Below are 24,602 nucleotides of genomic sequence, written 5' to 3' on the forward strand. Positions count from 1 at the left end.
TATTAATAGTGGCATTTACCACACTCTAAACCACCTAACAATGCTGGTGTAATTTTCTCGCCTTTTTTGATTTTCTCATGGGCAGCAATTACGTTAGCATAAAACGCATCGTTTTTCTTGTTAGAGATATCCGCTTCGCGGTGACAGTTGATACACCATTTCATGGTTAATGGAGAATATTGATAAACTTCTTCCATTGTGTTAACTGGACCGTGACAAGCAAAACAAACTGGATCTTTAGGGTTGATACCTGCTTGTTTACGGATAGCCTGCTCGCCAACAACTACGTGCTGTGAGTGGTTGAAGTAAGCGAAATCAGGTAAGTTGTGAACACGAACCCACTCAATTGGCTTCTCTTTAGTTTTATCGTAAGTCTGCGTATCAGGGTTGTAACCTAAAGCATTGTATATTTTTTGAATTTCTGGAGAAATTGCACCATCTTCTGTTCTAGCTTGTACGTTTTTGTGACAGTTCATACAAACATTCAAAGAAGGAATGGTTGAATTTTTAGATTTGAATGCACCAGTGTGACAATACTGACAGTCGATTTGGTTAATACCAGCGTGTAATTCGTGAGAGAACTTGATTGGCTGTGTTGGCTGATAACCAGTGTGAACACCTGTTTCCCACATGCCCATCCAGCCGAAAGAACCTAATACAATTACTAAACAAAGTACAGTGAAGAAAACAAATTTCTTGTTTTTGAATAAACCTTTAACACCTGTAACTAGTGATACGTTTTCATCTTCGTTAACCTCGATGCCTTGTTTTTCTAGAATTAAGCGCTCCAACATTTTGATGGCTCTGCCTAAAACTACTAATACAACGATAGCTACTAAAATGATGGCAATTACACCAGCAATTGAAAGACCTGAAACGCCTTCGTCAGTAGCTTGTGCAGCACCAACTTCAGCTTGTTTCTTAGGCTCTCCAACTTTAGCATAAGCGATGATGTTTTTGATTTGATCATCGGTTAAGTTAGGAAACGCAGTCATTTCCGAAGGTGAGTACTTAGCTGCCTCGATTGCCTGCTTGTTACCAGAAGCTCTTAGCTCAACGTTGTTTCTGATCCATGGAATCAAGAACGACTCTTCAAGCTCGTTCATTTTTGGCGTTAGCGCAGGACCGGTAGCATCATGATCTAAGGCGTGACAAGAAGCACACTTTGACTTGAACAAAGTTTTCCCCTCAACAACATCTTGCGCTTTCGATACAGTTACAGTTAAAAAAGATAGTGCAGCTAAAATGAACGTTGCTTTTCTAAATTTTTTAAGTCCGAATGAGATATCCCTCATAATGAGTATTTTATGCTTTATATTGAAATTAAATTTTTAATCTGAGTGACGAATGAACATTTACCGCTCAGAAATATTGGACAAAAGTAATCTTTATTAAGATACCAATGACATGTTAATGACAGTGAAATACAATTTATAATCATTCTAAACTATTTGTATTTTCTGCACTGTAGCTAAATAAATCAGCGATTTTGGTTAAAAATCGCTGATGTAGTTTAAGTTAAAAAACGAATAATATTTGCAAATTAATTATTGTTTTAATATCCAAGCAAACATTAACGGCGCAACGATTGTAGCATCGCTTTCAACAATGAATTTTGGTGTATGGATATCTAGTTTTCCCCATGTAATCTTCTCATTAGGAACAGCTCCCGAGTAAGAACCATAAGAAGTAGTTGAATCTGAAATTTGGCAGAAATAACTCCAAAACGGGATATTTTCCATTTCCATATCTTGGTAAAGCATTGGCACAACGCAAATTGGAAAATCTCCTGCGATACCGCCACCAATTTGAAAGAAACCTACTCCCTTGCCTTCCGAATTTTTCACATACCAATCTGCCAACCACGCCATATATTCAATACCGCTTTTCATGGTTGACGCTTTGAATTCATTTTTAATTACGTACGAAGCAAAGATATTTCCCATAGTACTATCTTCCCATCCTGGCACTACAATCGGCAAGTTCTTTTCCGCAGCGGCCAACATCCAAGAGTTTTTTGGATCAATTTCATAGTACTGCTCCAATACGCCACTTAATAACATTTTGTACATGTACTCATGCGGGAAATAGCGCTCACCTTTATCATCAGCATCTTTCCAAATGGCATGAATGTGCTTTTGTAACCTACGGAAAGCTTCCTCCTCAGGAATACAGGTATCTGTTACACGGTTGTAATGGTTCTCTAACAAATCCCATTCATCCTGCGGGCTCAAATCACGGTAGTTAGGTACTCTTTTATAATGTGAATGAGCAACAAGATTCATAATGTCTTCCTCTAAGTTAGCTCCGGTGCAAGAAATGATAGCCACTTTATCTTGTCTAATCATTTCAGCTAAAGAAATGCCCAATTCAGCTGTACTCATTGCGCCAGCCAAGGTAATCATCATTTTACCACCCTCTTCTAAGTGTGTTTCATAACCTTTGGCTGCATCCATCATAGCAGCAGCGTTAAAATGGAGATAATTAGTCTCCATAAATTTTGAGATTGGTCCTCTATTAATGCTCATCGTATAATCTTTTTGTTCGCGGCAAAAATACAAATGATTTACGATTTTACCCCGTGTGTACTAGAATGATTTACGATTTGGACTTGAAAGCGATTGAATTACTGAAGTTGTATTGACGAAACAATCACCAAACTTATCGCGATAGCTATTATTAAATGACTATTTTTGTGTTAACCTTCTTTAATAAAATGGACCAAAAAACTACAGATTTCACCAAGCAAACCGCAACCGTATTCCCCATCTTGTTCGCTTTAAGTTTTTCGCATTTGCTTAACGACACTATACAATCATTAATACCGGCAATTTATCCGCTGGTAAAAACCTCATACCATTTGAGCTTCTCGCAAATTGGATTGATCACCTTAACTTTTCAAATGGCAGCATCCCTATTTCAGCCATTTGTAGGTTTATATACTGATAAAAAACCGCAGCCCTTTTCCTTAGCTATTGGCATGGGCTTCACTTTAATCGGACTTATTACGCTTTCCTTATCCAACAGTTTTTATTTGATATTATTTTCGGTAGCCTTAGTCGGTACGGGATCTTCGATATTCCACCCTGAAGCTTCCAGAATGGCTCATGCCGCATCTGGCGGAAGAAGGGGCTTGGCACAATCTGTATTCCAACTTGGTGGCAACTTTGGCAGTTCAATTGGACCGCTGCTAGCCGCTTGGATTATTGTACCAAAAGGACAGTTTAGTGTTATTTGGTTTTCGGTGATAGCATTATTGGCTATTATGGTGCTGAGCTATGTTGGCAGATGGTACAAAGGTTATATCCTGAATAGGGATTTGAAAAAGACTGCTGCCGGCACAGAAAAACATCAGCTCTCAAGAACTAGAGTAATTACAGCCATTGCTATTTTATTAGTGTTGATTTTTTCGAAATACTTTTACATGGCCAGTTTAACCAGCTACTTCACCTTTTACCTAATTGATAAATTCCATGTATCGGTACAAACTTCGCAGATTTATTTATTTGTATTTCTGTTTTCGGTAGCTGCTGGCACCTTACTTGGCGGACCAATTGGAGACAAGATTGGCCGTAAATATGTGATTTGGGTTTCGATATTGGGTGCCGCTCCTTTTGCGCTATTGTTGCCACATGCCAATTTATTTTGGACTGGTGTTTTAATTGTTCCTATCGGGATGATTTTGGCTTCTGCCTTTTCAGCAATTTTAGTTTATGCACAGGAGCTGATCCCAGGAAAAGTAGGTTTGGTAGCAGGCTTGTTTTTCGGGTTTGCTTTCGGAATGGGCGGTTTAGGATCCGCACTAATTGGTAATTTGGCAGATAAAACTAGCATTAACCATGTTTTTAAAGTTTGCGCTTATCTACCATTAATTGGATTGATTACTGCATTTTTGCCAAACATCAGTACTACGAGGAAGGCCAAATAAAACTGATAAAAAAGCACTGGCTTTTGACCAGTGCTTACACAAAAACCAGACTACTTCAGCGCACTTAAAAATGCTTCAGTATGGTAGTCGATGAATTTCTTAGCGCCTGCGTACACGCCATCAATGTATTTTTTATTGTCAACCTTTATTACTTTGTTGGTTTCTGAAGTTCTATCTTCCGGATTAAAATAAGTGACATACATGTTGCTAACACCAACGTAATCGGTACCACCCCTAGCAAAACTAGTTACCTTGGTATCTTCAATTACATCGTCAATTTCTAAAGGCTTCGAGAGCTTCCCAATGTAACTTGTAGTGGCACCTAGTCCCATCTTACCATGAGCAAAGTTGACCGTACTATTTATTGCGGTGACGCTATTTTGCCCCTTAAGTCGTATAAACGAATCATTATCGGACATTACGATTGCTTCGTTATCTGCAATGCGCAAGTTAGTTTTGATTTTAATTGACGCTCCACCGCCTTGGAAAGCATTCTTATCCTCCACAAACATTACATATATGTTCACATCTGCAATAATAGCATCATTTAAATCTTTTGAAAGTTTTGGATATAAAAAAGACGCATTGCCCAAAAACCCTCCACTTTTAGTTTTCCCATCGTCTTTCACCTTTTTAACATACCACTCATAGCCGGTTGGCGCAGTTGTCATGGTGCCTGGAAATTGGGCTAAGCTTACTTTTCCACCTTGCATTTTCACATAATCGCTGTAAGTGTTTGCCTTACCAGCCTCATCGGCAGTCACGATCTCTAGACCTTTCGCTTTAATTTGCGATAAAAAATCTTGATAAAGCCTATCTGTAATTTGTTGCACATCTGCTTCCGTTAAACCAACTAAACCTACAGAGGCTTCAGCTTTCGCATCACCTTTATAGCCGCCGCCTAACATACGTCCGCCTTGCTTAAACTTTTGTTTTTCATTGTAGATTTGGTAATTGATGGCAAAGTTGGAGATGTAAATTCGCTTGGCATCTTTTGCTTTACCCAAGCCGTATTTGGTTTCATCGGGCTTGAATTCGCCCAGTGTTTGTGCTTTAGTGTTAATTGCGAATGCCGCAGATAACGATAATAGTAGGATTTTCTTCATTTTTAAGGATTTAGAATCAGAAAGCTTCAACTTTCCTCAGCTAAATTGCACAGTGAAACCGACTATCCGTATACCGCTTAACACGGATTTGAACTACGTATAATCACGTAGCGAAGACCAATCCAAAAGCATATCAGTTAAAATAGAATAGCCTTTAAAGCAAAAAGCCTCGCTAGTAGAACTAACGAGGCTTGTGTGGAAGCCGAGGGATTCGAACCCCCGACCCTTCCGATGTCAAATCGGAATGCACTGAACCGCCGAGCTAAGCTTTGCGAAAAGCCTTTAAAGCAAAAAAGCCTCGCTAGTAGAACTAACAAGGCTTATGTGGAAGCTGAGGGATTCGAACCCCCGACCCCCTCGGTGTAAACGAGGTGCTCTGAACCAGCTGAGCTAAGCTTCCATTATGTTTTCTTTTGAATTCACTATCCTGTGAATTGAATGTGGAAGCTGAGGGATTCGAACCCCCGACCCCCTCGGTGTAAACGAGGTGCTCTGAACCAGCTGAGCTAAGCTTCCATTTCTTTATAAACTAAAACGAACCGTCCGATTTCGTTTGGGAATGCAAATATAGCGTTATATTATTTCTTTACAATTCTTTTTTTCATTTTTTTAAGAAAGTACCTCTTCTAAAATTTGATGTGACTTTACTTGCCCAAAAGATGCTGTATGCAACTGATAGTAAATCAATATTTTATCTAACAGCAACCTACGGTAAGTATTTGAAAATTTAATTTCATTATTTTTATGAAACGATGTTTCTAACAACAGCATTAAGGATTTTCCTTCCTCAGCATTAGCAAAATAAGGATGTATGGGCGCCAAAGAAGTAAAATTACCATCTTGTAAATCAAAATACTTTTGATCCGGCCTTGTTTGTGGTCTAGGAGCAAAACCCAAAAAACGCGTAAGCTTCATTAAAAACGACAAATGAAAGTTGGTACTCAATCCATCTGTTTCATCGAACCAACTTATTGCATTATAAAGATACTCAAACAACTGCTCATCCACATGCTGCTGTCTAATACTTTTATATAATACTTCGTTAAGAAATTGAATAATCGTATTCTTAATCACATCATATGGAATACTCTTGAACATAGGCATTAGCCTAGCCTCTGAAATGCGTTGTATTTGGATGTTTTGTTTATGATAGACCACCATTTCCAACAAGTGCAATGGCTGCAACATATTCATCGGAATTTTAGCTTTCGGCTTTTTAACTCCATTAATCAGATAAGATTGAATCCCGAATTTTTCCGTAAATACCTGAACCACCACACTGCTTTCGCTGTAGGTAGTAGTCTTCAACACAATTCCTCGGGTTTTATGTAGCATGTCAAAAAATCATCGCAAAAATAAACAAAACCTAATTTAAATAAACATCCTTCAAAACGCTAAATAGCGTAATTAAACAACACATAAATTAGCAACAACAAATCAGGTTAAATCATTGTTTATAAAGCTAAATTAACACTCATTTAACTTACGCTATTTTGGATTCCGTCAATTTTATGCGTTCTTTACATTTTTTTAAAGATTTATATGTGGTCTAAACTATCTAATGCAATATTAAAAAACCGCGTTCTCATTATCATTTTATTTGTTGCCGCTACCATATTTATGGGATGGCAGGCTAAAAATATCAAACTCTCTTATGCTGGCGCCAAAATACTACCGTTAACGGATTCAGTTTTTGTAAAATATAATGCTTTCAAGAAGCAGTTTGGCGAAGATGGCAGCATTGTAGTAATTGGTTTAAAAAGCGAGAAGATTTTCCAAAAAGATACCTATAATAAGTGGGCACAACTTTCTAATGAGCTACAACAAATTAAGGGCATTAAGGGAGTACTTTCGATAGGAAAATTTTTCGAGCTACAAAAGGACACCACCAATCAGAAGTTTACAGTTAAAGCACTACCGGGCAATACTTTTACTAGTCAAGCGGAAATGGACTCGCTAAAAAGCAAACTAAATCAGCTTCCATTTTACAAGGGTTTACTTTACAATAACGAAACCAATGCCACTTTAATGGCCGTTACTTTCGATCAAAAAATACTTAACTCTGCCGCCAGAAACCCAATACTAAAGCAAATTGAGGAAAAAGCAATTGCATTTGGCAAAAGTGAAGGCATAGAAATTCATCTCTCAGGCCTTCCGTATATCAGAACCGCAACAAGCAAATTAGTTTCTAATGAGTTTGTATTGTTCTTGGGCCTATCAATCCTCGTTTCAGCTCTAATTTTGGTGATATTTTTCCGCAGTTTCTCCGCTGTATTCTTCCCTATTTTGGTAGTGATTATGGGTGTAATTTGGAGTGTTGGCACCTTGGTATTATTTGGTTATGAGATTACAATTCTCACAGGCTTAATTCCTCCACTTATTGTGATCATCGGGATTCCAAATAGTATTCTACTGCTTAACAAATACCACAACGAACTCAAAAAACACGGCGATAAGGATAAAGCTTGGCAGGTTACCGTAGAACGGATTTCTGTTACCACATTAATAGCAAACATTACCGCTGCTATCGGTTTTGGTGTGCTGTACTTCACTGGCAGCGAGTTGTTAATGCAATTTGGCAGTGTTGCCGCACTCAACGTAATGTTTACCTGGTTGATGAGCTTATGCCTCATCCCTGCAATTTTTAGTTATTTGCCGGCACCTAAAAGCAAAGTTAGCGGCGTTCATAAAGCTAATTTACTGGACCGTATTTTAGCTAAAACCGATTCATTGGTGCAGCAAAAAAGTGCTACCATCTATATCATCACTATCTTACTAACTGTAATTTCATTGGTTGGCGTTTACCGTATCAACGTAAATGGTTATGTGGTTGATGACCTTCCGAAAAGCTCCAAAATTTTAACCGACTTGAAGTTTTTTGAGAAAAATTTTGAAGGAATTTTGCCGTTGGAAATCAGCGTTGACACTAAACGAAAAAACGGAATTTTAAGCGTTTCCACGCTAAATAAAATCGACAAAATGGAACAAATGATCTCAGCATACCCTGAGTTTTCCCGTTCTATTTCGCTAAATACAGGATTGAAATACGCCACTCAGGTTTTCTACAACAGCGACACCAATTTTTACAGATTGCCAACTGATTTTGAGAAGAATTTCATCTTAATTTATGCCGCAAATTCTGGCAAGGGCAACGGCAATATGCTTACTAATTTTGTCGACAAGGATAAGCAAACTGCTCGTATCAGTTTTCAAATGGCAGATATAGGCTCTAAAAAACTAGATCAAGTTTTGGAAGAATTGAAGCCGAGAATCGACTCCATATTGTCGCCAAAAAGATTTAATGTTACGTTAACCGGATCGAGCATCATTTTCTCCAAAGGCACCGATTACTTACTAAAACATTTATTTGAAAGTATTGGCTTAGCTATCGTGCTGATTTCTTTGCTACGTTTAGCGCAGTTCAGGAGCATAGGCATTATGTTCATCTCGCTTTTACCTAACATTGTCCCATTAATCATCACCGCAGGACTGATGGGATTTTTCGGTATCGCCCTTAAGCCCTCAACTATTCTGATCTTCACTATTGCATTTGGATTGGCCTCTGATCAAACCATTTATTTCCTTACCAGATATCAGCAAGAGTTGAACCTCACCAATTACAGCGTAAGTAAGGTAATTAGTGATACTATTACCGAAACTGGAGTAAGTATGACTCATATTGCCCTGATCTTATTTTTCGGCTTCGGAATTTTTACGGCTTCTACCTTTGGTGGAACGGTGATCTTGGGATTTCTGTTATCGATAACACTAATAGTGGCATTAATTTTCAACTTAACCTTACTACCTGCCTTGATGTTATGGCTAGATAAAAACAAGAAAAGAAAACACATCTCTGAGGCTGAAGTAGCAAAAAACTTAGAGAACTTGGATGATCATTAATAAAAAGACAAATCCTCTAAATCTGTTTGAGATTTAGAGGATTTTCAAATTACTTTCCATAAAATATATTGGTTAGCTTAATATTTTAAAACTTCAATATTAACAAATTTTATTCCGCTAGCTAGCAATTCCCTCAGCTTCTACGCCCCCAACAGGTTCCTTCGCAGCGGGTTTCAATTCCACATGCTTACCATCCTTATCTGCCTTTTTAGCAAACAAAATTGGGTACAAAAATATCAGCGATCCCAAAATAAGCAGCACACCTGACATGGCCAGCACAAACTCGTGTCCTGTAACCCTATAAGCCTCCATTAACTTAGCCACAATTAGCGCTGCTACACCTAACACTATGGCTATGACGGCTTTCCTTAGTTTTAAATTCTTAATCATAACTTATTGTTTATTAGCTCGTCGTTGCATAAGCATACTTCTTATAACAAAAACAAGCCCAATAAGTTCTAGCACCATACTTAAAAAAAGCAAAGCAAGCGTCAATTTATCATTTACACTTTTAAACACGAAGGCCAACGGCATGAGCAAAACTGCCGCCAACATACACCAAAGCCCTTTTTTAATTAAATTATTCATAAAACTATTTACAAAGCAAAACTACTATTATTCATTCTAAAACCTTAACTTTGCAACCTTTAATTTTTTGAGATACTTGATTGATGTATAGGGAATTTAAACAATTAGAACTAGCTAAAATAGGAGAAGAAATACTGGCATTTTGGAAGGCACAAAATATCTTTGATAAAAGTATTGATAGCCGTCCGAAATCAAAACCTTTTACTTTTTACGAGGGCCCACCGTCGGCTAATGGAATGCCGGGTATTCACCACGTAATGGCTCGTGCTATTAAAGATATTTTCTGCCGTTACAAAACCTTAAAAGGCTATCAGGTTAAGCGCAAAGGCGGATGGGACACTCATGGTTTACCTATCGAACTTGCGGTAGAGAAAAAATTAGGTATCGTTAAGGAAGATATCGGCAAGAAAATCTCGGTAGATGAATACAACGCCGCTTGTAAAGAAGAGGTAATGCGTTATACCGATGTTTGGAACGACCTTACAGAGAAAATGGGCTATTGGGTTGATTTAAAAAACCCTTACGTAACCTACGAAAACGAATACATTGAAACGCTTTGGTGGATTTTACAACAATTGTACAATAAAGGCTTACTGTACAAAGGTTACACCATCCAACCTTACTCACCAGCTGCCGGAACGGGGTTAAGCTCTCACGAACTGAACCAACCCGGCACTTACCGTGATGTAAGCGATACCACTATTGTAGCCCAGTTTAAAAGCCTCTCCCAAGGAGAGGAAATTAACACTTTGACTAAGGCATTTCGCTACTCTCCCCCACAGGGGGAGTTGGAGGGGGCTTTTTTAGCTTGGACCACTACACCTTGGACTTTGCCAAGTAATACCGCTTTAACTGTTGGTCCAAAAATCGACTATGTTTTAGTAAAGACTTTTAACCAATACACTTTTGAGCCTATCAACGTAGTTTTGGCAAAAGCTTTAGTAGGCAAACAGTTTGGCGGCAAGTTTTTCTTAGCAGAAGATGAAACAGCTTTTGCCAATTACAAAGCGGAAGACAAAAAAATTCCTTACCAAATTTTAGCCGAATGTAAAGGCGAAGATTTAGTAGGCATCAGATATGAACAATTGTTGCCTTTAGCTACACCTTACCAAAATGCGGAGCATGCTTTCCGTGTAATTAGTGGCGATTTTGTAACTACTGAAGATGGTACCGGTATTGTTCACACTGCTCCTACCTTTGGTGCTGATGATGCTCGAGTAGCTAAATTGGCCACACCAGAAATTCCTCCAATGTTAATTTTGGATGATAAAGGCAATGCTGTTCCTTTGGTTGATTTGCAAGGTAAATTTGTGGCATCATTAGGTGAATTTGGTGGTAAATACGTTAAAAACGAATATTACGCAGAAGGCACAGCTCCCGAAAAATCGGTCGATGTAGAAATCGCTATCCGCTTAAAAGAAGAAAACAAAGCCTTTAAGGTTGAAAAATATGTACACAGTTATCCGCACTGTTGGAGAACTGATAAACCAGTACTTTACTATCCGTTAGATAGCTGGTTCATTAAAACTACAGCCGTTAAAGAAAAAATGGCTGACTTAAACAAAACTATCAACTGGAAGCCAGAGGCAACCGGAACTGGTCGTTTTGGTAACTGGCTAGAAAACTTGGTAGATTGGAACCTTTCGCGTTCTCGCTATTGGGGCACCCCATTGCCTATTTGGCGCACCGCTGACGGTGTGGAAGAGAAGTGTATCGGCTCTATTGCAGAGCTGAATGCAGAAATTGCAAAAGCGATCGAAGCAGGTTTGATGCCAGCTGGATTTGAGCTGAAAGATTTGCACCGTCCTTATGTAGATGATGTATTACTAGTATCATCAAAAGGCGAAAAAATGACTCGTGAAACCGACTTAATTGACGTTTGGTTTGACAGTGGTGCTATGCCTTACGCACAATGGCACTTCCCTTTTGAAAATAAGGAAGAATTTGAAAATGCCTACCCTGCAGATTTTATTGCGGAGGGTGTTGACCAAACTCGTGGTTGGTTCTTTACTTTACACGCCATTGCGGTAATGTTAAGCGAAAGCAGCGACGAAATCAAAGCCATCAACGAACGAGTAAACAACCCGGGCATTGCTTTTAAAAATGTGGTATCAAATGGATTAGTACTGGATAAAAACGGCGCTAAAATGTCTAAACGTTTAGGCAATGCGGTTGATCCTTTCAAAACTATCGACACCTATAGCGCTGATGCTACCCGTTGGTACATGATCTCTAACGCATCACCTTGGGATAACTTGAAATTTAACCTAGAAGGATTGGACGAAGTACGTCGCAAGTTCTTTGGAACGCTGTACAATACCTATTCTTTCTTCGCTTTATATGCTAATATCGATAAGTTTGAGATAGACTTGAACAACCAAACGCCTATTGCGCAACGCAGCGAGTTAGACCGTTGGATTTTATCGCTATTGCAAAACTTAATTGCCGAAGTTGATGAAGCTTACAATACTTACGAGCCAACCAAAGCGGCAAGAGCTATCCAAAACTTTGTCGATGAGCATTTAAGTAACTGGTACATCCGCTTATCTCGTCGTCGTTTTTGGAAAGGCGAAATGACCGCTGATAAAAAAGCGGCTTACGAAACTTTGTACACTTGCTTGGTGAATATCGCACAGCTGATGTCGCCGGTAGCACCATTCTTTTCAGATTGGTTATATCAAAACCTAACGGAGATTTTACCAGCTGATGCAAAAGCGGAATCGGTTCACTTAACCATGTGGCCAGAAGCTGATTTAAGCATGGTAGATAACGCGTTGAATGAGCGAATGGAACTAGCTCAAAACATTTCATCAATGGTGCTTTCGCTTCGTAAAAAGATGGGCATCAATGTACGTCAACCTTTGGCAAAAGTATTGATCCCAGTTTTAGATGATAACTTTAAGGACAAGGTAGAATTGGTGAAGGATTTGATCCTTTCGGAAACCAACATTAAAGAAATATCTTACATAACCGATACTGCTGGTTTCATCAAGAAAAAGGTAAAACCAAACTTTAAAGCCTTAGGAGCAAAGGTTGGTAAAGATATGAAGTTAGTTACCGAGGTGATCAATAAAATGACACAAGAAGAGCTAGCTCAATTCGAAAAAGAAGGCACTTTCTCCATAATCGATACGCCTTACTCAATACTTTTGAGCGATGTAGAAATTATTGCGGAAGATATCCCGGGATGGCAAGTGACCAACATGGGCAGCTTAACCGTAGCTTTGGACATAAATATTACGCCTGAGTTAAAACAAGAAGGTTTATCGAGGGAATTAGTGAATCGGGTGCAGAACCTACGTAAAGAACTTGGCTTTGAAGTAACTGATAGAATAACGGTAACTTTACAAGAGGATAACCTGATTACTCCTGCGGTTTTGAATAACAAGCTGTACATTTGCACCGAAATTTTAGCTGATGATATTATTTTATCAGAAAAAGTGCTAAATGGAAACAAAATTGTAATTGAAGATGTTGAATTGGAAATTTTGATTGCCAAATTATAAAACTATATGGACCCCAACTGAAGCTTCTTATTAAGCAATGTTAGGCTCCATCACCACTAAATTAATTTAAGAGATGGAAAAGACTGAAAAAACACGTTACTCTGACAGCGAATTACAAGAATTCAAAGAGCTTATTTTAGAAAAGCTAAAAAGCTCAAGAGAAGAGCTACAAGCACTAACAGCTTCGTTGAGCAATCCAAATTCTAACGGAACAGAAGATACTTCTGGTGCTTATAAAACATTGGAAGATGGTTCGGCAACTTTAGAAAAAGAGCAAACCAACCAATTGGCTGCACGCCAGAAAAAATTTATTGACAACCTTGAAGCTGCCTTGGTACGTATTGAAAACAAAACCTACGGCATTTGCAGAGAGACTGGTAAACTAATCCAAAAAGAGCGTTTACGTGCAGTACCTCATGCTACTTTAAGTATGGAAGCTAAATTGAAACAAGGTTAATGAAGGGATATACTAAACCTTTACTCTTAATTTTCTTAGTGCTGTTGGCAGATCAGGTGTTAAAAACCTGGATCAAAACCAATATGCTCATTGGGCAAGAGTATAAAATTATTGGTGAGTGGTTTATCATCCACTTCACTGAAAATAACGGGATGGCCTTTGGCTTGGAATTTGGCGGAGAGTTTGGCAAATTAGCCCTATCATTATTTAGAATCATTGCAGTAGGCGGTATTGGTTACGGCTTACACTACTTAATTAAGCACAAATACCATCGCGGCTTAATTTTAAATGTGGCGTTGATTTTTGCCGGAGCATTAGGTAATATCATAGATTCAGTATTTTATGGTGTAATTTACAAATATGCTGGTTTGTTCCACGGACGTGTGGTAGATATGTTCTACTTCCCTATCTTTAAAGGAAATTTCCCGAAATGGTTTCCTTTCTGGGCAGGCGAACCTTTTGAATTTTTCAGGCCTGTTTTTAACCTAGCGGATGCTGCAATTTCAGTGGGCGTTATTGCTATTTTTATCTTCCAAAAAACTTATTTTAAGGAAGAGGTAAAAGATGAAATAGGCATCAATAACGAAAGTGTGGAAGACTAATTAGATTGACGATTGTAGAAGTACGATTTTAGATTTGACCTATACAGTTTACAAAACCCTCACAGCATTAGTTTTGAGGGTTTTTATTTGCGCTATTTCTCATGCGGCACGTCATTTCGAGGCACGGCCTGCTCCAATACTTCTGAGAAGCAATTTGCATTAAGATTGCTTTGTGCCTCGCAATGACGTCTATAATAATTTCCTTACATTTGATAAAACACCAAATCGTATGTATGGCAAAAAACTTCTCTTCATTGCTACGCTATCCATTGGCTTTTGCTTCAATGCTATCGCCCAAAAAAGCATTAACTTATTTAACGGAAAAGATTTAACTGGCTGGCATGCTGATGTACCAGGTAAGGATAAAAATCCCGATACAGCTGCATCTTTCGTTGTGAGAGATGGGAAATTGGTAAGCATGGGTGATCCTCGTGGTCATTTAATTACCGATGCCGTCTATAGTGATTATCGCTTGGAGGTACAATATCGCTTTGCGGGAAAACCTGGAAACTGTGGCGTGTTGGTACATGTCTCTACTCCACGTGTGCTGTATAAAATGTTTCCAAAATCTTTAGAAGTGCAAATGCAACACCTGGACGCTGGTGATTTTTGGTGCATTGAAGAAGATATTACCGTACCAAATATGGAAGAGCGCCGCGGACTAAAAGCCGAGTGGAGTATCAACAAAAAAAATGGGCGGCGTATTAAAAACCTAACGGATGATTCAGAGAAGCCCTTGGGCGAGTGGAATACCATGCGCATTGAGTGCTTAAAAGATAAAGTAAGGGTTTGGGTTAATGGAGTTTTAGTTAACGATGGTTACAATTGCACTGCCGAAAAAGGACAAATTGCGCTACAAGCAGAAGGTAGTGAGGTTGAATTTAAAAAGTTGCAACTAACGCCAATTAAGAAACTAAGCAACTAAGCTGTTGGCTATCAATACCAGCACATAGTTATGCATAAAAAACGAAAATAATCTGCTCATTTAATGGCCTTTGGCTCAATTTTCGCTTACAACAACAAAATTGTTTATGGATTTAGCTTAATCAAAACATCTAAATTGTAAACACACAAAAATTGAACATTATGAAACGTTTATTTGCAATTGCGCTTGTGGCGCTCACAACAATCACGAATAGCTTACACGCACAACAAGTTGATTTGAGAAAAAAAATTTCGGTTAGTGGTACTGCCGAAACCGAGGTTACGCCTGATATCATCTACATCAATATTTCTTTGAAAGAGTACTTGAAAGATGGCAATAGTAAGAAAAAAGTGGACATTACTACCTTGGAAACACAGTTGTTTAATGCGGTACAAAAGGCTGGTATCCCTAAAGAAAACCTGACTATTAACAACTTAAGCAGCTGGAACTATGTAACCGATAAAAAGACAAAAGATCCAGACTTTTTAGCAAGCAAACAATATCGCCTAAAGGTTGCTGATTTAAACAAATTCAACTTGATTTTAGAAGGAATAGATGCTAAAGGAATTGCCAGCACTAACATTGATGCATACGATTACAGCAAAATTGAATCCTTAAAAAAAGAATTGAAAATTAAAGCTCTATTAGCTGCTAAAGAAAAAGCAACCTACATGGTGGAGGCGCTAGGTGATAAATTAGGCAGTGTGCTTGATATACAAGATGTAGGCGACAATGGCGGAATGATGGTGCCTCAGTACAGAAACTACGCCATGAAAGCGGAAATGGCAATGGATGCAGCATCGGCCCCTGAAATTGACTTTAAAAAGATCAAACTAAGTTTCACCGTTAATACCGTTTTTGAGATTAAGTAATTTTTTTTAATAATTTTGTGAACCTATCATCGTACATGTTGATAGGTTTTTTTATTTAAGAGCAGCGTTAATCGCTATCGGGAACTCACCTTAATGATTTAAAAACCATGAAAAAATTACTTTACAGTTTAGCTTTATTTTTTACGCTCACCACAAGTGCAACTAGCTATGCAATGGCTGCGGAAAAACCAAAAACCGAGTTAACAGCTGAGCAAAAAGCAGAATTAGACTACATTACTAAACGTGTGGAAGAAATCAAGTCGATGGATAAATCAACTTTGAGCAAAGCAGAGAGAAAAGCGCTTAAAAAAGAAGTAAAAGAGCTTAAAAGACGCTCTGATTTCTTAAGCCAAAACGTTACACTATCGCTAGGTGCCATCATCATTATCTTATTGTTGTTGATTATTATCCTTTAATTTTTTCTCATCAGATAAGTAGTAAGCAGAACAATTTTTTAACAATGGTTGTTATAGCTACGTAAAAACTTAAAATTATACTGATGAAAAAGATTATTTATCCTCTATTATTAGTGTGCACACTAATGTTTAATTTCAATTTTGCTTATGCAAATGATGATAAGTCTAAAACTAAAGAACTTACCACCGAGCAACGTGCAGAGTTAAACAGAATTATTTCCAGGGTTGATGAAATTAAAGCCATGGACAAATCAAAACTAAGCAGAGAAGAGAAAAAGGAACTTCGCAAAGAGCTTAAAGAGATGAAGAAAAAAGCGAACTCGATGAGTGGCGGCGTTTATTTATCTGTTGGCGCAATCATCATCATTATTTTATTATTGATTTTGATTCTTTAAGAAACAAAAAAACCCAGAAAATTCTGGGTTTTTTTGTTTTTATCTGCCTTAATCGATGATATCAAAGCCGGTATATTTTACTAAAGCTTCCGGAATTTTGATTCCATTTTCAGTTTGATAATTTTCTAAAATTGAAGCAACAATTCGAGGTAAGGCCAAAGCACTTCCGTTTAGCGTATGCGCTAACTGTGTTTTTCCTTCTTTGCCCTTGAACCTTAATTTCAAACGGTTACTCTGGTAAGTTTCAAAGTTCGATACCGAAGAAACCTCCAACCAACGCTGTTGCGCAGCACTCCAAACCTCCATATCATAGGTCATGGCGCTGGTAAAGCCCATATCACCACCACATAAGCGTAGCACACGGTAATGCAAACCAAGCTCTTTCAACAATGATTGTACGTATTGGCTCATGTCCTCTAAGGTTTCATAACTTTTATCGGGGTGCGTAATTTGCACCACCTCCACCTTATCAAATTGGTGCAAACGGTTTAAACCACGTACATGCGCACCATAAGAACCTGCCTCCCTACGGAAACAAGGTGTATAGCCGGTATTTTTAACCGGCAAATCTTCTTCCTTTAAAATCACATCACGGTACAAATTAGTGACAGGAACTTCAGCCGTTGGGATCAAATATAGATCATCAACTCCAACGTGGTACATCTGCCCCTCTTTATCAGGTAATTGACCTGTACCAAAGCCCGAAGCCGCATTAACCAAATGAGGCACTTGCATTTCTTTATATCCTGCAGCAGTAGCGTGATCTAAAAAGAAATTGATCAAAGCACGTTGTAACCTTGCTCCTTTGCCTTTGTAAACTGGAAAGCCAGCACCAGTAATTTTTGTACCTAATTCAAAATCGATGATATCATATTTAGCAGCCAATTCCCAATGTGGCAAAGCATTTTCAGGCAAAGCCGATGGATCACCATGAGTATAAACCACTTCGTTATCATCAGCAGTGCTACCTGCTTTTACTAAATGATATGGCAAGTTAGGCAACTGCACAATAAGTGATTGCTGTTGCTCTTCCAAAGCAGTAAGCTGCTCGTTTAACTGCTTAATTTTCTCTTTATGAGATGCCGTATTTGCTTTTACAAGCTCAGCTTCCTCTTTTTTGCCATTACGCATTAGCTCACCAATTTGCTTGGCAGCGGTGTTTGCTTCAGCTTGTAAACTATCCAAAGAGGACTGTGTAGAGCGGCGTTCTTCATCAACAGCGATGATTTGATCTACCAATTCTACCTGTTTAAAGTTGCGAACGCTCAAACGCTCTAAAACTTTCTCTCTATTTTCACGGATATAGTTAACTTGCAGCATTATTTATAATTTTTGCACAAAGATAAGATTGATTTTAGATTTTAGATTTTAGATTTTAGATTTTAATTGACTTTCTGAAATTTAACCCCTTAATTTCAAATAATCACAACTTTAAACAATTTTTATAAAACTTTGCAACAATCGTAATTCGTCAATCTAAAATCGTAATTCTAATGAGCGGCAAACTTTATATCGTACCCACACCTATTGGCAACTTGGAGGATATGACCTTTAGGGCTATTAGGATTTTAAAAGAAGTGGATTTGATTTTAGCCGAAGATACGCGTACTAGTGCCCCACTGCTAAAGCACTTTGGAATTGACAAGCGAGTTTTCGCACACCACCAGCATAATGAGCATAAAGCTACAGCAGAAATCATCAAATTTTTGAAGGACGGAAAAAACATTGCTTTAATTTCCGATGCGGGAACTCCTGCCATTTCAGATCCTGGTTTTTTCTTAGTTCGCGAAGCGATAAAGGAGCAGTTTGAAGTTTGCTGCTTGCCTGGCGCTACTGCCTTTGTTCCGGCTTTGGTGAACTCGGGCTTACCTAATGATCAATTTATTTTTGAAGGATTTTTACCTGTAAAAAAAGGTCGCAAAACACGATTAAAAATACTTGCCGAAGAAGAAAGGACCATGATTTTTTACGAAAGTCCGCACCGGTTGCTGAAAACTTTGAGTGAGTTTGCTGAGTTTTTTGGGGAAGATAGGCCCGTTTCAGTAAGTAGAGAATTGAGCAAAGTTTACGAGGAAAATGTTCGTGGCACAGTTATGGAAGTAAAATCACACTTTGAAAACAATATTTTAAAAGGAGAATTCGTAATTTGTGTGGGTGGAAATGTGAACAAGGACAGAAGAACAAAGCATAAAGATAAGTATGGAAAAGTTGATAGTTAGTGATTAGCTATCGTCATGCTGAATTTATTTCAGCATCCGCTAGTAAGACAATAGTTATTATAAAACTGATGCTGAATAAATTCAGCATGACGGAAAATACAAAAATGATACGTGGCGGAAGCGTTTACATTTTAACAAACTACAACAATGAAGTACTTTATATTGGTGTAACATCCGATTTATTTTCAAGGATAGTTGAGCATAAAGAGAAATATTATCCAAGCTCATTTACATCAAAATATAATTGCTATAAGTTAGTTTATTATGAGCATTTCAGTAGTATTGAAGAAGCCATAATCAAGGAAAAACAGCTTAAAAACTGGAGAAGGCAATGGAAGGTCAGTTTGATTAATGATTTTAATCCCGATTGGGAAGATTTATTTTATAAATTAAATGAAGAAATTTAGATAAACCCGTCATGCTGAATTTATTTCAGCATCCGCTAGTAACAATTATAAAACTGATGCTGAAATAAATTCAGCATGACGGAACGCCTAGTTAGCATTAGAATAATAAAAAAGAAAACCATGATTAACATCGATAGATTTTTGGCGGACGAGCAAGACCCGAAAGCCGTAGAAAAAGTAGCTGGTAAATTAAACGACTTACTTACCAGCGGCGAAGAAATTTTATACTTAGCAGTGCAAAAAAAACCTGCGGTAAACATCCTTCCAGATTGTATTGCCATTAGCAATAAAAGAATTTTTTATTGCTCGCCAAGCAATTTGGGCCTAACCATGAACTTTAAGGACATCTCTTGGAAAAACATTAAAGAGGTTTCTTTTAAGGAGGGTTTATTAGGTTCGAAATTCATTTGTGTGCCACAATCAGGAGAAAATATTGTTACCGATTTTATTCCTAAAGTACAAGTAAGAAAATTACATCAGGCGGCAAACCAGCAATTGGAAGAGTATAAAGAAATGCTGCGCCAACAGAAATTGGAAGAAAATCGTGCTTCTGCTTCTTCATTTACAGTTCCTGCACCTGTAATTGATTTGCCAATAGAGGAAGCCATCGTAATTCCAGAGGTGATTCAACCTGAAATAAGCAAGGAGGATGAGGTAGAACAAAAATTGATTAAGCTTAAAGGTTTATATGATAAGCAGTTGATTACCCGCGAAGAATACGAACACAAAAAGGCCGCAATTTTAGATAGTATGTAATCAGCTTATCCGTTGCCCTGAATTTATTTTACTGCGTAGCTTTCTGCTTGCTACAAGTCAGGCTCGGCTTTGCTAAAGGATGCTGAAATAAATTTAGCATGACGATGTCGAAAAGACACTAATAATGACAAAGAAAACGACTTTTTTAGCACTTTTAAGTGCCTTGCTAATGTGGTTGGCCTGGCCACCTCACACTTGGTTGGCGCCGCTATTATTCATTGGCCTTGTGCCGTTATTCATCGCACTTAAGCAAGTGATAACCACTTCCGATAAAAAAACCGGAAAGAAGGTATTTCTTACCGCAGGCCTGACTTTTTTAGTATGGAATACCGCCTCCATTTACTGGGTTTTCAATTCCATAAATGCAGTAAACAGCGGCTTTACGGGAGCAATCATCTCCTTGCTGGTTTCCTTAATTCCGTATGGGTTGGGCGCTTTTTTAATGACATCAGCCTTATGGCTTTATTACCGATTTAGCACTTACACCAACAACAAAATCATTGCTTACGTTGCCCTCATTGCTTTTTACATCAGCCTAGAGTACCTGCACCAAACTTGGGATTTAGCATTCCCTTGGATGACATTAGGAAATGGTTTTGCAGGCCTTCATCAAGCCATTCAGTGGTACGAGTTTACTGGCGTTTATGGAGGCTCCTTGTGGATTTTATTAAGTAACATTATCGCTTTTGAAGCTTACCTTCAGCTCAAAACACAGAAAAAATATCTGTTAACCGGAATTTGGGTGCTTTTGTTAGCGTTACCAATTGGCTATTCCATTTATCGCTATCAAAACTATATAGAGAAAAATGTGCCTGTAAATGTGGTAGCGGTTCAACCAAATATTGATCCTTACGAAAAATATGGATCTACCTCTGCCTACGAACAGTTACGCGTTCTTACGCATCTTTCAGATTCTGTTGGACAAACCAATACAGAATATTTCATTTGGCCTGAAACTGCCATTCCTAACTACGCAGACGAAGAACGGATTAGAAGCAACAATGATTTTATTGCCGCACAACAGTTCTTATCGAAATATAAAAATGGAACCCTGATTACTGGCATTGAAAGTGTGAGATATTACAACGATAAACGTACTTTATCAGCGAAAGTAAATCCTAACGGAGGATATTACGATAACTACAACGCTGCTGTACAAATTGAAAACTCAGCTAACGTAGCATTTTATCACAAATCCAAATTAGTTCCGGGAGTTGAAAAAATGCCGTTCCCTAAAGTGTTTTCATTTCTGGGACCAGTTTTTGAAAAGCTTGGCGGCAGTGTTTCTGGTTGGGGTTGGCAAGATGAACCAGGTGTTTTTTACGCTTACAGTGGCATAGGTGCAGCACCGGTAATTTGTTATGAGTCCATTTGGGGCGATTGGGTAGCTGGTTCGGTAAAACAAGGTGCGCAATTCATCGCCATAATCACAAACGATGGCTGGTGGGGCAATACCTCCGGCAAAGATCAGCACTTCTTATACGCAAAACTTCGTTCTATAGAAACCAGAAGATATGTAGTTAGGTCTGCAAATACTGGCATTTCCGGCTTTCTCAATCAGCGTGGAGATGTAGTTCAGCAATCTAAATGGTGGACCCGCACTGCACTAAAAGCCGACATTAACCTCAATGATGAACTTACTTTCTATGTAAGAAACGGGGATTATATCGCAAAAATAAGTGTAGCACTGGCTTTGTTAGCTGCAGTTTTTCTACTCCTAAAAAAATGGTTTTTAAAATAATTGGAGCGTTAAAACAATACTTTTGTTGCATCCAATACAAAAAATAAAATGATGATTAAAAATAGAAGTTCACTAAAGTTCATTTTCTTATTGGTAATTGTTGCACTAAACCTAGGCTGCGATCAGGTATCGAAAATTATAGTTCGGAAAAATCTAGTTCCATACGAACAAATCACCGTCATCAAAGATCATTTTATTTTAACCAAAGTTGAAAATACAGGTGCTTTTTTAAGTGCTGGCAGTAATTTACCTGATTTTATAAGAACACTTATTCTTACCGTATTGCCTGTTTTAGTTTTAGCCTACGGACTATGGTTCATTTACAGCCACAAACAATTGCCAGCTTTAATGCAAATTGGTATTTGCTTTTTAATTGGCGGCGGTATTGGTAATATCTACGATAGGATTGCGCATGGCTCCGTAACAGATTTTATGCACATGGATTTTATCCTTTTCAGAACCGGCATATTTAACTTGGCAGATGTTTCCATTATGGTGGGAATAGCACTATTGCTAATCAACAACTTGATGGCCGCAAAAGCAAAAAAAGAATTAGAAGCTAGCGATGAGGAATTAACAACCGACCAAGCTCAGCATTAAACGCTGGCATTTTGGTTTTTAACGTCAAATGCATCTCTTAAACCAATAGCTATTAGGTTGAAAGCATAAACCGTTAACATGATGGCCAAGCCAGGCAATACGGCCAAATAAGCAGCATCCATAATAATGTAACCATAGTGCTCCTTAATCATGGTGCCCCAACTAGGCATGGGCGGCTGTGCGCCAAATCCTAAAAAGCTTAAACCTGTTTCCAATAAAATTGCTGAGGCGAAATTAGCTGAAGCAACAACTAAAATTGGCCCGGCGATATTTGGTAGGATGTGTTTAATAATAGTTCTACTATTAGAAAAGCCCAGTGCTTTAGCAGCCTCTACAAATTCCACCTGTTTTAGGGCCATTACCTGCCCCCGTACCAAACGGGCAACATCTACCCAAGTAGAAAGCCCTACGGCAATAAATATTTGCCAAAAACCTTTACCCAAGGCAAATGAAATGGCAATTACCAGTAACAACGAAGGCAAAGACCAAATTACATTCATAAACCAACTAATGGTTGCGTCAACCTTTCCGCCAAAAAAACCTGCTATAGCACCTAAACCCACACCAATTAACATCGAAATAATAACAGCCATTAAACCTACCGAAAGCGACACACGCACTCCTAGGATAAGTCGGCTTAACATATCCCTACCGTACATGTCTGTGCCTAGCCAAAAGGTTTGTTTGTATACATTTTCGCCGCCTAGCAATGGATAAACCTCCTCTTCTGCTTGCTCATCGTCTCCAATATATTCTTTAGCGAACACTTTATTTCCTTCTACCCGATAAGATGTGATCGGTATGCTCTTGAAATTGGCCTCTTGCCCATAAAGCATTTTCTCGAAAAAATTTACCTGCCTAATCTTATCGTTTCTGCTAATCACTAAAAACTGAAAAGTTCTGCCCGGCTTTTTGTTGCTAAGCTGCAGGTTCATGGTATTAGCATAAGGCGTTTGATCAGGTGTAATTAAATAACCCAATATCCCTACTATTACTAAAAAGACGATAAAAATTAAACCTATTAAAGCGAATGTATTGCGTTTAAACTTCTTCCAAACTTTTGCAGACTGTGTATGATTTGCCATTTTATTTTACCATTCGGCCTTTCCAATTATATTTTCCTGAATTTCCGGCGATGCCAATATAAATTAAGTAGATGATATGAAGCGCATTTAAAACAGGCAGTAAAAACAATAGATTCTTACGCTTGAAAAAGCCCACCATTTTGTAAAGAAAAACAAATTCTACCAGTAATTTGGAAATAATTTGAAACAATAGAAATGGCGCTACTCCAGCGAAGAAAATACAAAGTATCGAATTGACCACAATACTTACGTTAAACAGCCAAATACTCACGCCAAGTATAATTACTGATTTATCTTTATAACGAGTACTTTTTGAAGCCCATCGTTTACGCTGCTGTATAAATTCAGTTAAGCTTGGTTTAGCATGTGTATAAACAATAGCATCTTTGTTCTTTAAAAACCCTATCCTATCACCATAAATGGCGGCCATTTTATGCAGCAGAAGCTCATCATCTCCCGAGGCCAAATCATCTATTCCTTTAAATCCACCTACTTCAAAAAAGGCCTTTTTTTCGTAAGCCAAATTAGCGCCATTACAAGTACTTGGATTTTTGTTGCCTATTGTTGATGCTCCCAAGCCAATGAGGTAACTAAACTCTAACGATTGGAGCTCCTCAAAAATGCTTTTCTCTTCAAAGTAAGCCACCGGCGATGATATCATTTTGTAGCCATTTTCTTCGTAGTAAGCTACGATGGTTGCTAACCAATGCTGCCCCATCCTACAATCGGCATCAGTAGTGATGATTAAATCACCTTTAGCTTCTCCAACGGCTTTTTGTATGGCCATCTTTTTGTACGAATTAAGTACCGCAGGTTCGTTTAGTTGAATTAGCTTAACACCAGCGTAGTTTTTTACAATCTCTGCCGTCCGATCTGTAGAATGATCATCAATGATAATGAGCTCGAACAGCGTTTTAGGGTAATGCTGTGCCAGTACATCATCAATTGTTTTAGCAATTTTATCTTCTTCGTTGCGAGCAGCAATAATAATGGATACAAAGGTTGTAGGAGGAGTTGCCGGCTTTTTGTAATACTTTATCCTGGCCCAACCAACAATAAAAGTTGCCACTACAAAGATGTATATGAATGTTAGAAAAAC

At 38.2% G+C, this 24,602-nt stretch carries 23 protein-coding genes and 3 tRNA genes; 14 read left to right on the top strand and 12 right to left on the bottom strand.

Features of this window, described 5'->3' with window-relative positions:
* Positions 1–2: 2 nt before the first annotated feature.
* A complete protein-coding gene (locus DUT68_RS05980) occupies positions 3–1,295 on the bottom strand; it encodes a c-type cytochrome (protein WP_113636639.1) in 1,293 nt (430 codons plus the stop codon).
* A 252-nt stretch (positions 1,296–1,547) separates the two neighbouring features.
* A complete protein-coding gene (locus tag DUT68_RS05985; protein WP_113636641.1) occupies positions 1,548–2,528 on the bottom strand; it encodes a deoxyhypusine synthase family protein in 981 nt (326 codons plus the stop codon).
* A 188-nt stretch (positions 2,529–2,716) separates the two neighbouring features.
* Between DUT68_RS05985 and DUT68_RS05990 the strand changes: the two genes are divergently transcribed.
* A complete protein-coding gene (locus DUT68_RS05990) occupies positions 2,717–3,928 on the top strand; it encodes an MFS transporter (protein ID WP_113636643.1) in 1,212 nt (403 codons plus the stop codon).
* A gap of 50 nt (positions 3,929–3,978) precedes the next feature.
* Here DUT68_RS05990 and DUT68_RS05995 read toward each other — a convergent pair whose 3' ends face one another.
* From DUT68_RS05995 to recO, 5 genes are all read right to left on the bottom strand, one after another.
* Positions 3,979–5,034, bottom strand: a complete 1,056-nt coding sequence (locus DUT68_RS05995; protein ID WP_157960783.1) for a hypothetical protein — start codon at positions 5,032–5,034, stop codon at positions 3,979–3,981.
* 196 nt (positions 5,035–5,230) lie between these two features.
* Positions 5,231–5,304 (bottom strand) — tRNA-Ser (locus DUT68_RS06000).
* A 55-nt stretch (positions 5,305–5,359) separates the two neighbouring features.
* Positions 5,360–5,434: transfer RNA gene (locus tag DUT68_RS06005), tRNA-Val, on the bottom strand.
* Between the two features lie 41 nt (positions 5,435–5,475).
* Positions 5,476–5,550: transfer RNA gene (locus DUT68_RS06010), tRNA-Val, on the bottom strand.
* Positions 5,551–5,643: 93 nt separating this feature from the next.
* Positions 5,644–6,369, bottom strand: a complete 726-nt coding sequence (recO, locus tag DUT68_RS06015; protein ID WP_113636647.1) for a DNA repair protein RecO — start codon at positions 6,367–6,369, stop codon at positions 5,644–5,646.
* A gap of 207 nt (positions 6,370–6,576) precedes the next feature.
* Here recO and DUT68_RS06020 point away from each other — a divergent pair, with 207 nt between their 5' ends.
* Positions 6,577–8,934 carry an efflux RND transporter permease subunit gene (locus DUT68_RS06020; RefSeq protein WP_113636649.1) on the top strand — a complete coding sequence of 786 codons (2,358 nt, stop codon included), beginning with the start codon at positions 6,577–6,579 and terminating at the stop codon, positions 8,932–8,934.
* Positions 8,935–9,051: 117 nt separating this feature from the next.
* Here the strand turns inward: DUT68_RS06020 and DUT68_RS06025 are convergent, their stop codons facing one another.
* Positions 9,052–9,324 (bottom strand): isoleucyl-tRNA synthetase, encoded by a 273-nt coding sequence (locus tag DUT68_RS06025; protein WP_113636651.1) that lies wholly within the window; start codon positions 9,322–9,324, stop codon positions 9,052–9,054.
* A gap of 3 nt (positions 9,325–9,327) precedes the next feature.
* Positions 9,328–9,522, bottom strand: coding sequence for a hypothetical protein (locus DUT68_RS06030; protein ID WP_113636654.1), 195 nt, complete (start codon positions 9,520–9,522; stop codon positions 9,328–9,330).
* Positions 9,523–9,605: 83 nt separating this feature from the next.
* On the opposite strand from DUT68_RS06030, the gene ileS reads away from it, so the two are divergent.
* From ileS to DUT68_RS06065, 7 genes are all read left to right on the top strand, one after another.
* A complete protein-coding gene (gene ileS / locus DUT68_RS06035) occupies positions 9,606–13,028 on the top strand; it encodes an isoleucine--tRNA ligase (RefSeq protein ID WP_113636656.1) in 3,423 nt (1,140 codons plus the stop codon).
* Between the two features lie 73 nt (positions 13,029–13,101).
* Positions 13,102–13,485 carry a TraR/DksA family transcriptional regulator gene (locus DUT68_RS06040; RefSeq protein WP_113636658.1) on the top strand — a complete coding sequence of 128 codons (384 nt, stop codon included), beginning with the start codon at positions 13,102–13,104 and terminating at the stop codon, positions 13,483–13,485.
* Complete coding sequence (locus DUT68_RS06045) at positions 13,485–14,087, top strand: lipoprotein signal peptidase (RefSeq protein ID WP_113636660.1); 603 nt, start codon at positions 13,485–13,487, stop codon at positions 14,085–14,087. Before DUT68_RS06040 ends, DUT68_RS06045 begins: the two co-directional genes overlap by 1 nt.
* 229 nt (positions 14,088–14,316) lie before the next feature.
* Positions 14,317–15,012, top strand: coding sequence for a 3-keto-disaccharide hydrolase (locus DUT68_RS06050; protein ID WP_113636662.1), 696 nt, complete (start codon positions 14,317–14,319; stop codon positions 15,010–15,012).
* Positions 15,013–15,173: 161 nt separating this feature from the next.
* Entirely contained in the window at positions 15,174–15,884 is a 711-nt protein-coding gene (locus tag DUT68_RS06055; protein ID WP_113636665.1) for an SIMPL domain-containing protein, read from the top strand.
* 107 nt (positions 15,885–15,991) lie between these two features.
* Positions 15,992–16,300 carry a hypothetical protein gene (locus DUT68_RS06060; protein ID WP_113636667.1) on the top strand — a complete coding sequence of 103 codons (309 nt, stop codon included), beginning with the start codon at positions 15,992–15,994 and terminating at the stop codon, positions 16,298–16,300.
* Between the two features lie 83 nt (positions 16,301–16,383).
* The gene (locus DUT68_RS06065; protein WP_113636669.1) at positions 16,384–16,695 is read left to right on the top strand and encodes a hypothetical protein; all 312 of its coding nucleotides are present in this window, start codon (positions 16,384–16,386) and stop codon (positions 16,693–16,695) included.
* 48 nt (positions 16,696–16,743) lie between these two features.
* On the opposite strand, the gene serS is transcribed toward DUT68_RS06065, so the two are convergent.
* Positions 16,744–18,015, bottom strand: a complete 1,272-nt coding sequence (gene serS, locus DUT68_RS06070) for a serine--tRNA ligase (RefSeq protein ID WP_113636671.1) — start codon at positions 18,013–18,015, stop codon at positions 16,744–16,746.
* Positions 18,016–18,188: 173 nt separating this feature from the next.
* Between serS and rsmI the strand changes: the two genes are divergently transcribed.
* From rsmI to lspA, 5 genes are all read left to right on the top strand, one after another.
* Positions 18,189–18,914: a 16S rRNA (cytidine(1402)-2'-O)-methyltransferase gene (rsmI, locus tag DUT68_RS06075; protein WP_113636673.1), complete on the top strand. Its 726-nt coding sequence runs from the start codon at positions 18,189–18,191 to the stop codon at positions 18,912–18,914.
* Between the two features lie 68 nt (positions 18,915–18,982).
* Positions 18,983–19,321, top strand: coding sequence for a GIY-YIG nuclease family protein (locus tag DUT68_RS06080; protein WP_237088268.1), 339 nt, complete (start codon positions 18,983–18,985; stop codon positions 19,319–19,321).
* Between the two features lie 75 nt (positions 19,322–19,396).
* On the top strand, positions 19,397–20,077 hold the full coding sequence (locus tag DUT68_RS06085; protein ID WP_237088269.1) for a PH domain-containing protein: 681 nt from the start codon (positions 19,397–19,399) through the stop codon (positions 20,075–20,077).
* 124 nt (positions 20,078–20,201) lie between these two features.
* Entirely contained in the window at positions 20,202–21,818 is a 1,617-nt protein-coding gene (gene lnt, locus DUT68_RS06090) for an apolipoprotein N-acyltransferase (protein WP_113636677.1), read from the top strand.
* Between the two features lie 48 nt (positions 21,819–21,866).
* Positions 21,867–22,418 (top strand): signal peptidase II, encoded by a 552-nt coding sequence (lspA, locus tag DUT68_RS06095; RefSeq protein ID WP_113636679.1) that lies wholly within the window; start codon positions 21,867–21,869, stop codon positions 22,416–22,418.
* Here the strand turns inward: lspA and DUT68_RS06100 are convergent.
* Together DUT68_RS06100 and DUT68_RS06105 are read right to left on the bottom strand one after the other, a co-directional pair.
* Positions 22,415–23,503, bottom strand: coding sequence for an ABC transporter permease (locus DUT68_RS06100; RefSeq protein ID WP_113636681.1), 1,089 nt, complete (start codon positions 23,501–23,503; stop codon positions 22,415–22,417). The two genes, lspA and DUT68_RS06100, sit on opposite strands and share 4 nt — an antisense overlap.
* 1 nt (position 23,504) lies before the next feature.
* The gene (locus tag DUT68_RS06105; RefSeq protein ID WP_237088270.1) at positions 23,505–24,572 is read right to left on the bottom strand and encodes a glycosyltransferase family 2 protein; all 1,068 of its coding nucleotides are present in this window, start codon (positions 24,570–24,572) and stop codon (positions 23,505–23,507) included.
* Positions 24,573–24,602 lie beyond the last annotated feature (30 nt).

Source organism: Pedobacter zeaxanthinifaciens, assembly GCF_003313335.1.
Lineage (GTDB): Bacteria > Bacteroidota > Bacteroidia > Sphingobacteriales > Sphingobacteriaceae > Pedobacter > Pedobacter zeaxanthinifaciens.